Here is a 14450-nt window from a genome sequence, read left to right as displayed (position 1 = left end):
TAATTACTCAATCATCATGATATTTTACTTTAAAACATTGCAGTTGAGTGTTTCGGCTGAATTCTTGCTTTTGGATCGATGTAATTTTTAGCATTATTAATCGCTGTCGGCCCTTCACCAAATCCCGTTGCAATCAGTTTGACTTTTCCATCATACGTACAGATATCCCCAGCAGCGTATATTCCCGGAATATTTGTCTCCATTTTAGAATTCACAACGATACTATTTTTTTCAATCTCTAATCCCCAGTTTTTAATTGGTCCGAGACTGGATATGAATCCATAGTTACAGATAACCTCATCGACTTCTAATTCAATCAATTCTTCTTCTTTTATCTTCTGTAAGATAAGCTTTTCAATTTTATTATTTGCTACGATTGCTGTAGGAGCATAAGGGGTGAGTTTTTCTACAGTAGATGCATCTAATTGCTCAACACTATGTTCATGGGCGCGAAATTGGTCGCGACGGTGAATCAATGTCACTTTAGAAGCAACTTTCTCAAGCATTAATGCCCAGTCAACAGCTGAATCTCCACCGCCTAGAATAGCCACATGCTTGTCTTTATATTTATTCATATTCGTCACATAATAATGTAAGTTTGTATTTTCGTAGGCTTCGCTGTCTCCTACATTTAATCTTCTCGGCTGAAATGCACCATTGCCAGCCGTGATAATCATTGTTTTTGTCAGATGCACTTCCCCGGTATTGGATACAAGACGGAAGCTGTCATCTTCTAAACGTTCTATCGTCTCAATAGCCTGTCCAAGCACAATTTCAGAGTCAAATAAATTAGCTTGTTCCTCCAATTGATTGACAAGCTCCTGTGCACGGACTTTTGGAAATCCTGCAACATCATATATATATTTTTCTGGGTAGAGTGCCGTTAATTGTCCCCCAGTATGAGGGAGGCTTTCAATTATTTTAACACTAGCTTGACGCATACCGCCGTAAAAGGCTGTGAATAAGCCAGTGGGTCCAGATCCAATGATCGTTACATCAAAAACTTTCTCCATACAATACCTCTTTTCTTTACGAAGCTTTTTCTAACTCTAGAATAATACTTCCGTTAGTTCCATTAATTAAAGACGTTCAAAGTGCGAATGAAAAGATTTTTGAAAGAGTAATACATTAAAACTCACTAAATCAATCTGGCGGTATTAATGATTCTCAGATTTTCCTGTGTAGTTTAGTACAATAATGATCTATTCAGTTCAGTATTTCTTATATATTATGTAATTATTTTCCTGAAAATTGAATTACTGAATAAAAATAGTGGCTCTTCACCAAAAATATTATTTAAATTTAAAAGTACCTTATTACACTTTTTATACCATGAAGTATAATAATAGTGAATTATAAAGTCAAGACACATGCCTGAATGTATCTTAAAAATTATTTTTTTGGGTCCTATTTTCTAATGCTTGCATTGAAGTTTTTATACTTAAAGGTTGAAAAAGTATGTAAAATCATATAAACTGAAAATTATTAATAAATATTTAGGAGGAGTTACATATGACAAAATTTGAATTACCAGAATTACCTTATGCATACGATGCATTAGAACCAACTATCGATAAAGAAACAATGAATATTCACCATACGAAGCATCACAACACCTACGTTACAAAATTAAATGATGCACTAGACGGACATGAAGATCTGCAAAATAAATCCGTAGAAGAGCTTGTCAGCGATTTAAACGCGGTTCCTGAAGACATCCGCACAGCAGTACGCAACAATGGTGGTGGACATGCTAACCATAGCTTTTTCTGGAAGACACTGTCACCAAATGGCGGCGGAGAACCTGCAGGAGAGCTGGCTGATAAAATCAACAGCAAATTCGGTTCTTTAGACAAATTTAAAGAAGAATTTGCAGCTGCAGCAGCAGGACGCTTTGGTTCTGGCTGGGCATGGCTGGTATTAAATAATGGCGAGCTTGAAATCACAAGCACACCAAACCAGGATTCACCATTAACAGAAGGCAAAACACCATTATTAGGATTGGATGTATGGGAGCATGCATACTATCTTAAATATCAAAATAAACGCCCGGAATACATTTCAGCATTCTGGAATGTAGTAAACTGGGATCAAGTAGCTAATCATTACGAAGCTGCAAAATAAATGATAAATCACTTCAGAGTAGTTTATCCCAAATTGTGATTCAATGAAAATGCACCTCGCAGGTTGGTGGTTGGAAGTTATCTAGATTATCTAGAAACTGACATCTCACCGTATTTTGCTAAGATGCATCTTTATTCTTATTAGAAATACAGAGACTTTTCACTTTTTCTTTTAATTAATCACAAAGTTAAAGTCCTGCTAAATTGTTTATCTCATTAAAGAAAGACTCATTGGAGACAGTTCTAATAATTTTATAAACCGTGATGTGAATTAATCACATCACGGTTTACTATAATTTCTAATACAGTCTTTTTATCTTAAATTTATACAATAGATAGTATAATAACAGTTTCTTATCCCTCCCTACTATCACCATCAGAATCCTCTGCTTCTTCATCATGCTCTTCCTTTATGTCAAAATAAGAATCTAAAATACGCTCTCCAGCCTTTAAATTAATTTGGTTTCCTTCTCCAATTCCAACATGTGGCACCACCACAGCAAAAGCAACCTCTGGATCATCAAAGGGAGCATAACCGACCAGTGTTAAATTATTAAGGTCAAACCGTTCTCCATCAACGAATTCATATGATTGCGCTGTACCTGTCTTCCCTGCCGGATCATAGGATTTATTTTGAAAATAGTCCTTTCCGGTTCCCTGTGAGCCTTGATAGGAGAGGCGAAATCCTTCCTGCACACGACTGATTTCATCATTTATCATATCAATTCGGTTCATCGTCGTTGTACTGGACGAATAATACAATGGACCAAGCTCATCCATAGAATCGATTGGTTCACGCGCTTCCTTTAGGAAATGAGGCTGAACACGATAGCCGTCATTGGCAATAGTTGATACATATTGGGCAAGCTGCAAGGTCGTATATGTATCATACTGACCGATGGCAAAATCAAGAAGATTCCCTGGATTATCTGGTACTTGTCCTCTTAATCCAGTGCTTTCACGTGGATAATCCACTCCTGTTGTCGATCCTAGTCCAAATTGATTAAAATAATTTTGCAGTGTTTGTAACGTTTCTCCCATGTTTATGTCTAAATTAGCATTTTGCGGCATTGGATGACGATAGTCCCCTCCCAAGCGCAAAGTTACATAGAACATATAAACGTTCGAGGACCTTTCCAGCGCTGTTAAATCATTTACCGTTCCCATATCTTGCACAGATCTTTTTATTTCCGTCCCCGCCAGCTTCATTGGTGCATCATGGAAGGTTTCCCCAGGAGAAATAACACCCGAATCATATCCAGCCAGGATCGTTGCCCCTTTAATACTGGAACCTGGTTCATGTGCATTAGTCAACGTCGTAAGTCCGGCATTATTATTATATTCATCATTCTTGGTATCATATTCTACTCCGGAAATAGCTAACAATTCTCCTGTTTGTGGGTTCATGACAACTGCATAGGCATTTGTTGCAAATCGATTCTCATAAGAATTACTTGATTTCATCGACTGAAATTCATCTAATAAAATATCATCTACTTCCTGCTGGAATTCTAAATCTGTGGTTAATACTAAATCTTTTCCCCTTTCTCCTTCAACAATCGTCTCTGAGCCAATAATGGAACCATTCTGGCTTGTTGTATATTGAATTTGTTCTTTACGTCCTCTCAAGAAGTCTTCATATTCTTCTTCCAGTCCACTTCTGCCAACACGATCATTTCGGCTGTATCCCGTCGTTAAATAGGCATCCATATCCTCTGCCGGAATTCCTTCTTCCTGACTTGAAATATTCCCCAGAATACTGGTTAATGTTTCTCCATTTGGATAGACACGATCCCAATCGGTAGAAGCATTGATTCCTGGCAGCTGATCCAGATTTTCCGCCACAGCTGCATATTCTTCTGCTGTGACATCTTCATTTTTTACAACCTGAGGCGTAAGTGCATAGGCTTTATCCAACTCCTTTTTTATCGCAATAATTTCTAATTCATCTTCGGAAAAATCAGCAATCTCTTCATCGGTAATTAATTCAAGGGTTGCATCATAGACTTCCCCATTCTCCATCTCCTCTGTGTCTATTGCCTCTAATCGTTCTTCTATTTCTTCTTCATGAAGCAATAAATAATATTCGCGCCTGTCTCTTTCTGTTATCCGGTCCATTGTTTGTTTATCCCGCATATCAATATATTGCGCTAAGGTTTCCGCTACTTCCAAACGATCCTCTGCCTGCACATCATTCGAAGGCGTGTACGTAATGGAATACATTGCTTCATTATCCACAATCAATTCGCCATTGGTGTCATAGATTTTCCCACGGGGTACAGGGATATCGACCGTATCTAAATTTGTCCTTTCAATTTCTTCCTGATAAGAATCCCCATTTAAAATTTGTACAACTCCCAACTGAAAGATCAATGCAGAAAATAGGATGAAGATGACAAAGAAAAGGATATTCATACGTGTCATAAGCGGGGCACGTTTCTTCTTGTTTTTCTTATTTACCACTTTTTACCTCCTTCGTGCTGTATGAAGCTTTCTTTAAATGCTTAAATTAGCTGACATTGATTATTCCTGCCTTAATTAGTAAAGCTTACTATATAAAGCCCCCTCCAGGTCAACATATAAAGCAGAAAATTCTTATAGAAAATAAATTTCTCAACTATATAAATCAACTTATTTTATATGATTATTGACTATATTACATGTCATTTAAAACACGAAAGGAGGTACTATTTTTCATCTGCCCAATACGTAAAAAGCGGACCAGTTCTTCCAAACAATGGATCATTATCCGGCAAAGGTACTTTTTTGATATTTTCCAAGTTTTCAGGTCTTTCATTTTTCTTCCCATAGTAAAAATCATAGCTTTGTCCATTTGGATATGCACCAATAACAGAAAAATCCGTACTGCTTTCGATTAACTTATGTCCAAAACCTGCCGGAAGTATAATTGTATCCCCTTGTTCAATTTGAACTCGCTCTCCCTGCTCTCCGCCAAGTTGTACCTGAGCTGCTCCATTAACTACGATAAGCACTTCATGGGAGTTGCTGTGATAATGATGATAAGGTGCAATACCTCCACGCCATTGGCCAAGCCAGTTATTTTCTGCTAAAACATCTTTAGGGTTGTCAGCGGAAGTTATGACATTTTTATATAACAGCAAAGGGTATGTTGGATGATTGGGAATTGATCCATTATCTTGAAATATGAAGGTTTTAATCGTAATTTTTGCTGGCTGTTTCATTATTTTCCCTCCTTAAAATTAATATATTTAACCTATTCCACAAGGAGAAAAAAACAAACCATATATAGACTCTTACATGATATTTCCTGATTCGCCAAATTATAACGAACTTAATTTACTGCACAATTTGCACCTTCCAGAAATTTTTACTTTCTTCATCTGCTTCATTTTTATGTTTTTGAATAACAATTACTCTTTTCCAGCTACTCTAATTCTGAAAGTAAAATTCTATAAAGCTTGTCATCATTATTATCTGGAGTGCCTCTCCCATCTCCATTATTACTTACAAAATATAGATAGTTATCATCAATCCGCACATCCCGGATTCTTCCAAGATCACTTATAACCTCATGATGCTCTCCACTCTCCATATCAAATTCTAAAACAGCCGATCCTCTTAATGCGGCAACATATAGTTTACCTTCATCATACGCCATACCTGATGGAGCCCATGTTTCTTCGTTCCCAGAAGTGTATAAAGGGGAAATCATTCCTTCCTGCTCTTCTTCTCCTTCAATAACCGGCCATCCGTAATTTTCACCAGCTTCAATGATGTTCACTTCATCATTTGCATTATCTCCATGCTCACTGGCATACATCGTTCCATCATCAGCCCAGGTAACTCCTTGAGGATTACGATGCCCATAGCTATAGACGTAGGAGTCTGGGGATGGATTATCCTCTGGTATCGATCCATCTAAGTTCATCCTTAAAATTTTACCGCCTAATGAATCAAGGTCTTGTGCTATTTCACGCTCAGATGCGTCTCCTGCTGTAGCATAGAGCAATTTGTCCGGGCCAATCTTCAGTCTTCCTCCATGATGATAGGTACCGCTGGGGATTTGGTCCAGAAGTAAATCATCCTCTCTCCACACGTCATCTTCCAATTGAAGTGTTACAATACGATTAAATTGTCCATCACTATTTTCATACGTATAGTAAGCATAAGCCTGGTTTGATTCAGAAAAATCAGGAGCCAGTACAAAACCAAGTAATCCTGCTTCTGAAGCTGTTGATACTTCATGTTCAAGCTCTACATCCTGCCGTTCTGCTTCCCCATTTTCTATTCTGACAATACTTCCCGTTCTTTCAGTTACATAAAAGGTATCTTCTATCTGCTCAATCGACCATGGAACATCCAAATTTTCCGCAATAACTTCTAATCCTTCTATAGACAGATTTAGCTCTTCCTGTGAATCACCTGCATTATCAGATGTATTTTCATTGCTGCCCGGAGAAGGCTGTTCATCATTCGCAGAGCAGCCAATCAGGAAAAGCAGACCAATTAGATGTCCAGATAAAATTTTCTTCATTCACATTTCGCCTCACATTATTTTTAATAAATTCAAGTCCTCAGTTAACATCGGAAGCCATTGATAGTTGTAAGCTTAACGAATTTGATTTGCCATTATCGCTTTTATCTCTGAAACAATATCATCATTCCATTTTCTCGCCATTTTTTAAGGATACGATTCTCGTTTTACATATTCATGTATATCAGAATTTCAAATTAATATATGTTAACCTCTCTATCCCTCCTTCTTTTATTGGAATTAATATTAGTATATAAAGTTAACTTTAGGTCAAATAATTTGATTCTATTTTTTGATAATTCGTTTTGACGGCCGTTAATTATTATGTTAGAATTCCTCCAACTATTAAGTTAACTTCAGGTTTATATTTGAAAAGAGGAGATAAAAATGACTTATTCTATTGGGGAAGTTGCTAAAAAATTAAATTTATCTATACCAACTTTACGTTATTATGATAGAGAGGGACTCATTCCTTTTGTAGAACGTACGGATAATGGAACGAGGGTATTTAAAGAGTCTGATATAGATTTATTAAAAGTTATTCAATGTTTGAAATCCAGCGGTATGACCATCAAGGATATTAAGACCTTTATTGAATGGTGTTCGGATGGCGATTCCACCTTACAGCAAAGATATGACTTATTTTTAGAGCAAAAAGCAGTAGTAGAAAAACAAATGGAGGAATTAAAAAATACAATGGATCTCATTGACCATAAATGTCATTACTACAAAGTAGCGCTGGAAGCAGGCACGGAAAATGTTCATAAAAACAATAAAATAGGCAATACCGTTTTTGATTAATAAAACATCTGCACTTCACTATTTTATATAGAGTGCAGATGTTTTTTTCTCCCCTGGTTACAGTAAATACCAGAACACTAAATAACGAAAATACTATTCACCCGGCGGTTTTGTACAAAGTATTTCGAAGTATAATAAATATAAAACCGCCTATTAACGCGACAACACCTACAAATAGAATTTCTCTCGTTCCAATTTGCGATATAATCATTCCTGCTGCAGCAGTTCCAATCGTAGTACCCAAATTAACGGATGTCAGAAATAAACCATTGGCGAAATCCGGAGCTTTTGGAGCGGCAGATATAATCCAATACTGGTTGATATTTGCACCAATTCCACCAAGTATCCCCCACACTAAAATAATAATCGCCGTAGGAACTGTTAATTCTGCTACAGGATAAAAGATAAGATAAAGTGCAATTAATGCGATAGGAAAAACAGTTACCGTACGGACAGGAATTTCGGAAAGCAGCCTTCCAGCTATAATATTTCCTAAAATATTTGCCAAACCGTAAACCAGAAGCATAATACTGATTAAATTGGACGACATATTTGTGACCGTTCCTAAATATTCAGCTAGGTAACTGTATACTCCGAAAATAGCTGCATTGATAAGCAGAACTGCTAAAATCGAGAGCCAGGTAACTCCTTTTGTTAATATTTTCAACTGCGAGCCATAGGATAGTCTTTCTGTAACCGGCATAGATGGCAACAAAAAGATCGTTGCAATTAATGTGAAGATATTAACGATAGCAAAAAAGGCCATGCCCGCTTGAACAGAAATCGCATCCGCAATAAAGCTGACGATTGGAACGCCTAATACCATCCCTGCGGAAACTCCAATAAAAACTTTGGAGATTGCTTTCGGTGCTTCCTTTTCACTTACAGATGCTCCGGCAACAGATAAAGCCATCGATACATAAAGCGGATGGAAAAAAGCCGGTATCACACGTGCAATCAAGGTAATCGTAAAGTTGTTTGTAAAGACGGAAATAATGTTACCGATAATGAAAATAGTCAGCACCAATAACATAACATTTTTCCGGTTCATTCCAGAAAATATTAACGGCATTGTCGGCCCGGCAATAGCAATCGCTAAGGCAAATAGACTCACCAATAAGCCTGCAGTCGGGACACTGACATCAAAATATACTGCTAAATCCGGGAGTATACCGATAACCCCCATTTCGGTATTGATAATACCAAACACACCGACCGCCAATATAAATATAAGTAAACCTTTCGAATTCTTCATAAAATATTACTCCACTTCCTTCTTAATTCATCGAGGCTAGAATTTCTTATTATTTTTTTCATATTTAAAGATAGGAAGCCATAAGATTTCATTAATAAAATATAGAAGTACATCTAAAATAAAGTACCGTAAACACTTTTTATTTATTATAGTCTGCTGCATCTTTACAGAAACAGCACGCATAGAGAAAACAGCTATTGTTTTATCATTTTTTATATACTTAAACAGGCTGTGCAGTCGGACGAACAATCATATTACTTACCGCCATTCGATCAGGTGTATCGATTGCGAATACTACTGCAGAAGCAATATCTTCTGGAGCTAAGCCCCATTCTTTTTGTGCTTTATGGAGGTCTTCTGAAACCTGTTTATCACTAATGGTTTTGTATAGTTCTGTTGCAACTGCCCCCGGGGAAATAATAGTTGATTTAATATTATTTTCTCTTTGCTCTTGTCTCAATCCTTCCATAATCGCACGTACAGCAAATTTTGTTCCGCAATATACAGCAGAATCAGGATAGACCACATGACCTGCTACAGAATCCGTTGCAATAATATGACCTGATTTTTGCTGTGCCATAATTGGTACAACTGCAGCAATACCATTTAATACACCCATAATATTGATATCAAGCATTTTCTGCCATTCATCACGACGTCCTTCCACAATTGGCGCAGTTGGCATAATACCAGCATTGTTGTATAGCACATCAATTCTTCCATACATATTCATCGAAAGGTCAACTACTTTTTTCACATCTTCATAATTGGTGACATCTGCTTGTTGGATATGAATATCTGCCTTAGGGAATGATTTTTGGATTGCTTCCAAACGTTCTGATCGGCGTGCAGCAATAATCAGCTTGGCATCTTTTTCAGCAAGCAGCTTTGAAGTTGCTTCACCAATCCCACTGGAGGCACCCATAATAATAATTACTTTATCTTTTATTGCCATTATTAAACTCTCCTCTTTTAAGTAATTTTCTTTTCAATAACATCATAAAATGATACGATTCAGATATCAAATACCTATATCAAATATATTGTTATACTTAAAAAGCATAGGAGGATTTAGAATGGAAATCCGGTTATTACGTTATTTTATTGCTGTCGCAAATCAACAAAGTATTTCTGGTGCAGCAAAATATTTACATATATCACAACCTACCTTATCCAGACAATTAAGTGATTTAGAAACAGAATTAGGTACTTCATTATTTATTAGAGGAAACCGAAAAATCACCTTAACAACAGAAGGGATGTTTTTATTAACAAAAGCGAAAGAAATTGTGGAGTTAATTGATAAAACAGAAGCGAATTTTAACCAGCCATCAGAAATTATTAGCGGAGAAATATATATTGGCGGCGGTGAAACAGAAGCCATGCATTTTATCGCGAATGCTTTAAAAGACCTGCTTAAAATCCACCCGGATATTCAATTTCATTTATATAGTGGAAATGCAGATGATATCATGGAAAAATTAGACAATGGATTGTTAGACTTTGGTATTGTTATCGAACCGACAGATAAACAAAAATATGATTACATACATCTGCCAGCTTCCGATGTTTGGGGTGTATTGATGCATAGAGATAGTCCGTTGGCGCATAAAGATTCTATACAACCCTCAGATCTAATGGATCAGCCTTTATTGATTTCACGGCAAACAACTGTGGATAATGAACTGTCCGGATGGTTTGGACAAGATGTCAGGAATCTGCATATCACAGGAACGTACAACTTGCTTTATAATGCTGCACTTATGGTAGAAGAAGGTCTTGGATATGCTTTATGTTTAGATAAATTAATTAACACATCCGGAGACAGTAAACTTTGCTTTAAACCTTTAACCCCTGATTTACATGCAGGATTAAATATTATTTGGAAGAAACATCAAGTATTTTCCGACGCAGCCAATAAATTTTTAGGTCAAATTCGGTATAATATTGAAAAGCATACTCAAAATGATTAAATTTGAAACTCAAATTTAAAGTGCCCAATCATTTTTTATGATTGGGCGCTTATTTATTACTATTAATAACTTCATGAAACCTCATTCCATCGAAGCCTCTGCCTCCAAAAATGCATTTTTTAAAGTTTCCCATTGTGCTTCAGTAGGCTTCCAATACCCCCGCTCTGATACCTCGACCAATGTTCCAAGCAAATCATGATATGCTTGCGGGTTTGCCTGGCGTATTTTTTCCTGCAATGCTTTATCCTCCACATACGTATCATGCACATGGGAAAACACCCAATTTTCCACTTTGTTCGTTGTGGCAGCCAGCCCCAGTAAATTCTCTGTGTGCTTTGCCATCTGCTGAACACCATGATAAGGATGCCCCAGCAGCCCTTCCATCCACTTCGGGTTGGTCAGACGTGTTCTGACACCGCGATTAATGGCATGCTCTACATCTTCTGTCTGCGGCGTTTGCTGAGTCGTATCGGTTATATAAATATCAACACGCTCTCCCTTTGCTTTTTCAATCGATTTCGCCAATCCCCCGAAGAAATTATAATAATCATCGATATCCGTAATTTCATATTCATGACTGGCCCGCAGCTGGGAAACGATATCGGCTGCTTCCATATGAAGATCATATAAATCAGGAAAGCTTTCTCCTCTTCTTAATTTACTATAGACATGCTGGGCATGGTGCTTGTACATCTCACCAAGCTCTTCTTCATCTGTCCAGCTGCCATCCTCAATCATATGGTTAATCCCGGTTCCATATTCGCCTGAGGCTGGTCCAAATATCCTGGAAGAAGCTAAATCGAAAGCATCCGCTTGTTCATACCCTTCATGTAACAGCTGTTCCTGTACTTTTAAAGTAAATGCCTTAAAATAATTATCCTCTTCCTGTTCATCTGCGCACGCAAGCTTTTCAAATAAATCATTCAAAGCATCAATCACATTCGGAAATAAATCACGGAATACCCCTGACATACTGATGGCAACGTTCATTCTCGGTCTGCCCAGCTCTGAAAGGGGAATAAGTTCAAATGTTGTACTTGTTGCCTGGGAATGCTTCACTGCTTTTGCCCCGACATATTCTAAAATTTGTCCAATTGTTTCTCCCTGCGTTCTCGATGTTTCAATCCCCCAAAGTACACAGGCTACGGTATGCGGGATTTTCCCGTGAGCTTCCTGGTATTGCGTTATGGTTGCTTTGGCAATTTCAGCACCTCTTACAACCGCAGAAGGGCTCGGTACAGATCGCGGATCAAATTGATACAAATTGGTCCCCGTCGGCAAAGATTCTGGATTTCTATAGATATCACCTGCCAATTTTGCAGGCAGATAGCCTCCATTTAACGCTTTTATAATAGAGGATAGCTCCTCTGTTTTTCTTACTCTGTGATAAATGCTTTCCCCATACGCCAAAATATCTGCAAATGCTGCTGCATGAGAATTTCCCTGTACATCCGGTAAATGTCTGGATTCTATATAATCCCTTAATAAAACAGCTGCTTCTTTTTCCAGTTCTGCTTCATCATTCTGCAGCGCCGGCTTTAATTGGGATACCAGCTGTTTCAAGGTAATTCCCATATGCTCTCTGCGCAACGTATATACTGTATGAAGAATTGCATCTTCATGCTTCAAGCCTTCTCCGATAATATGCAGTCCATACGGGATTAAAGCATACTGCATCCTTTGCAGCTCCTGCTCTATATCTTCTAATTGTTGATTGGAAAAGCCATTCTTATCTGCCAGCTCCTGAATTTCTTTCAAAATCTCTTCACAGCGCTGCGGGTCAAGCTGCTCGGCTTCCCGATATTCATGGAGCAGACGTTCCAGCTCTTCATAATCGCCATATAGTCCCCCATCTCTGAAATGAGGTGCCTGGTAACTGCTCAGTACAGCATGTGTCCGTCTCTTTGCGAGCATTGCTTCAGACGGGTTGCCGATATAATAAAAATAAAAATGCGGCAGGGAATGTACCAGTTGATCCGGATAGCAGCTGGAAGACATGCCATTTTCTTTTCCTGGCAAATATTCCAGTGATCCATGCGTGCCAATATGTACAATGGCATCGGATTGAAAGTCCTTTTCCAGCCAGTTATAAAAAGCCTGATATTGATAATGGGGCGGTACAGACTGATCATGGTAATCTGCTGATGAATCCTGGTCTGCTCCTCCTCTGCTTGGCTGTAATCCAATGAAAACATTCCCGTTAATAAAACCTGGTATGAAAAATACTTCTTCATCTGTCATTATTTCTCCAGGATACTCTCCCCATTGGCTCTTCATCCGTTCCCGGTCCAGATGATTGGTCCAATCTTCTTTTGCTTTTGAAACTGAATACTGTAATCTTTGATCTGCATCCTCATCTACGCCCCAGCTTGTTTCATTAAATAGCTGATGCCCGCGAAATTGTTTTTCCAGTTCATCTCCAGTCATTCGTTCCACCTGGTAGCCTTCATCTGCCAGTTTATTTAATAAAGCAGAGATGGAGCTGAATGTATCCAAAAAGGAGCCGCCAAACAGATTCCCCTCTCCAGGCGGATAATTGTATCCGATCAGAGCCACGCGCTTCTGACTGTTCTCAAGCTTACGCAAATGCAGCCAGCGCTCAATACGATTCATAAAATAATGAACGCGCTCCTCCATAAGAACAAGCTCTTTTTTCTCAAATTGATAGTTTTTATCGAAGCCTGCTGATTGGATTGCTGCAATAGGGTAGGTCTCCACTGCACCATCCAGCTCCGGCAAAACAACGTTCACCATCGCTTCAACAGGTGAAAGTCCCTTTGTTTCCTCCCATTCCGCTAATGTGGTGCGCGTCAGAAAGAATGGATGAAGCATAGGAATATCCAGCTTCTCCAGCCAATCTGTTACATCTTCTCTGTCTCCTCCTCTTGGTCCTGATCCAAGACGGAAGCTGATAAAATTCACAATGAGCTGTATGTCATCCAGCATTCCGACGAACAAGCTCTCCAAATTCTCCAAATCAATCTTCATAATACTTGTTAAGCCGACAGGAATAACTGCAGCGGTCGGCCTTAACCGTTCGATAAGCTCAGCAATAACATCTGCAGACTTTACTCTGGCCTGGGAAGCAATATATAAAAAGACAATTTTTGGCTTCGTTGCATCCTGTTTAGAATCTTGCAGAAATACCTCTGCACTGCTGTAATACTCGCCAGTTGCAGGATCGATAATCCCTGTTTTCTCTGCATAGCTTGGAGCTTTCGCTTCGGGAACATCCGTATTCCCATAAAGATGAGCTGCAAAGTAGAAGAGCTCCTTCCAATTTGCAATACCGGAAGCATGCCAATAGTCTTTTATCTGCTCATAACTTTCGATTGCCTGCTCCTTTAATTCCCGTTCTTCCTGAGTCAACTCATTTGATGGATCAAACGGGGCCAGCTCTCCTGATTTTGGTTTAACCTGAATATCCTGTCCCAGTAATGCACCAAAGCGGATGATTTTCTCCCATTTCGATCCATTAATCATCAATGATATTTGATCACATTCATATCTTTCACATATCCGGGCCATTCTCATGACCAGATCATCCTCAACTCCGTGTGGATCATAGATAAATAGATTGGCAGATTGAGAGACATGTTCAAATCGCCTCCATTGTTCTGCGCTTAATGGCTCCTCGGTTAAAAATAGAGAAAGCTTTATCTCCGGATAGATTTCTTTTATCTGTTCATGTGCTTTCGCGGCATCAGCTAATGTTCCAGATGAAGCAGCAGCAAAAATAATATGCACGAATACTTCTCTCCCTTCTTTTATTAACTTTCTTA

General features: G+C 38.3%; 10 protein-coding genes. 3 read left to right on the top strand and 7 right to left on the bottom strand.

Annotated features, from left to right (window positions below; translation table 11 throughout):
* Positions 1-29: 29 nt before the first annotated feature.
* Positions 30-1013: an NAD(P)/FAD-dependent oxidoreductase gene (locus MKY30_RS13315; RefSeq protein ID WP_147209933.1), complete on the bottom strand. Its 984-nt coding sequence runs from the start codon at positions 1011-1013 to the stop codon at positions 30-32.
* 499 nt (positions 1014-1512) lie between these two features.
* Here MKY30_RS13315 and sodA point away from each other — a divergent pair, with 499 nt between their 5' ends.
* Positions 1513-2124, top strand: a complete 612-nt coding sequence (sodA, locus tag MKY30_RS13310; protein WP_339285210.1) for a superoxide dismutase SodA — start codon at positions 1513-1515, stop codon at positions 2122-2124.
* Between the two features lie 353 nt (positions 2125-2477).
* Here sodA and MKY30_RS13305 read toward each other — a convergent pair whose 3' ends face one another.
* From MKY30_RS13305 to MKY30_RS13295, 3 genes are all read right to left on the bottom strand, one after another.
* Positions 2478-4586 carry a peptidoglycan D,D-transpeptidase FtsI family protein gene (locus MKY30_RS13305; RefSeq protein ID WP_307725856.1) on the bottom strand — a complete coding sequence of 703 codons (2109 nt, stop codon included), beginning with the start codon at positions 4584-4586 and terminating at the stop codon, positions 2478-2480.
* Between the two features lie 224 nt (positions 4587-4810).
* The gene (locus MKY30_RS13300) at positions 4811-5326 is read right to left on the bottom strand and encodes a cupin domain-containing protein (protein WP_339285207.1); all 516 of its coding nucleotides are present in this window, start codon (positions 5324-5326) and stop codon (positions 4811-4813) included.
* Positions 5327-5529: 203 nt separating this feature from the next.
* A complete protein-coding gene (locus MKY30_RS13295; RefSeq protein WP_341084231.1) occupies positions 5530-6639 on the bottom strand; it encodes a PQQ-dependent sugar dehydrogenase in 1110 nt (369 codons plus the stop codon).
* 387 nt (positions 6640-7026) lie between these two features.
* On the opposite strand from MKY30_RS13295, the gene MKY30_RS13290 reads away from it, so the two are divergent.
* Positions 7027-7440 (top strand): MerR family transcriptional regulator, encoded by a 414-nt coding sequence (locus MKY30_RS13290; RefSeq protein WP_156988317.1) that lies wholly within the window; start codon positions 7027-7029, stop codon positions 7438-7440.
* A 97-nt stretch (positions 7441-7537) separates the two neighbouring features.
* Here MKY30_RS13290 and MKY30_RS13285 read toward each other — a convergent pair whose 3' ends face one another.
* Complete coding sequence (locus MKY30_RS13285) at positions 7538-8695, bottom strand: MFS transporter (RefSeq protein ID WP_147211924.1); 1158 nt, start codon at positions 8693-8695, stop codon at positions 7538-7540.
* Positions 8696-8915: 220 nt separating this feature from the next.
* Entirely contained in the window at positions 8916-9650 is a 735-nt protein-coding gene (locus MKY30_RS13280) for an SDR family oxidoreductase (protein ID WP_246145222.1), read from the bottom strand.
* 121 nt (positions 9651-9771) lie between these two features.
* On the opposite strand from MKY30_RS13280, the gene MKY30_RS13275 reads away from it, so the two are divergent.
* Complete coding sequence (locus tag MKY30_RS13275; protein ID WP_147211927.1) at positions 9772-10668, top strand: LysR family transcriptional regulator; 897 nt, start codon at positions 9772-9774, stop codon at positions 10666-10668.
* Positions 10669-10749: 81 nt separating this feature from the next.
* On the opposite strand, the gene MKY30_RS13270 is transcribed toward MKY30_RS13275, so the two are convergent.
* Positions 10750-14415: a cobaltochelatase subunit CobN gene (locus tag MKY30_RS13270; RefSeq protein WP_341084226.1), complete on the bottom strand. Its 3666-nt coding sequence runs from the start codon at positions 14413-14415 to the stop codon at positions 10750-10752.
* Between the last annotated feature and the right edge of the window lie 35 nt (positions 14416-14450).

It is taken from the genome of Oceanobacillus sp. FSL W8-0428 (assembly GCF_038004405.1).
Lineage (GTDB): Bacteria > Bacillota > Bacilli > Bacillales > Amphibacillaceae > Oceanobacillus > Oceanobacillus sojae.
This window is presented reverse-complemented; position numbering and strand designations above follow the sequence as displayed.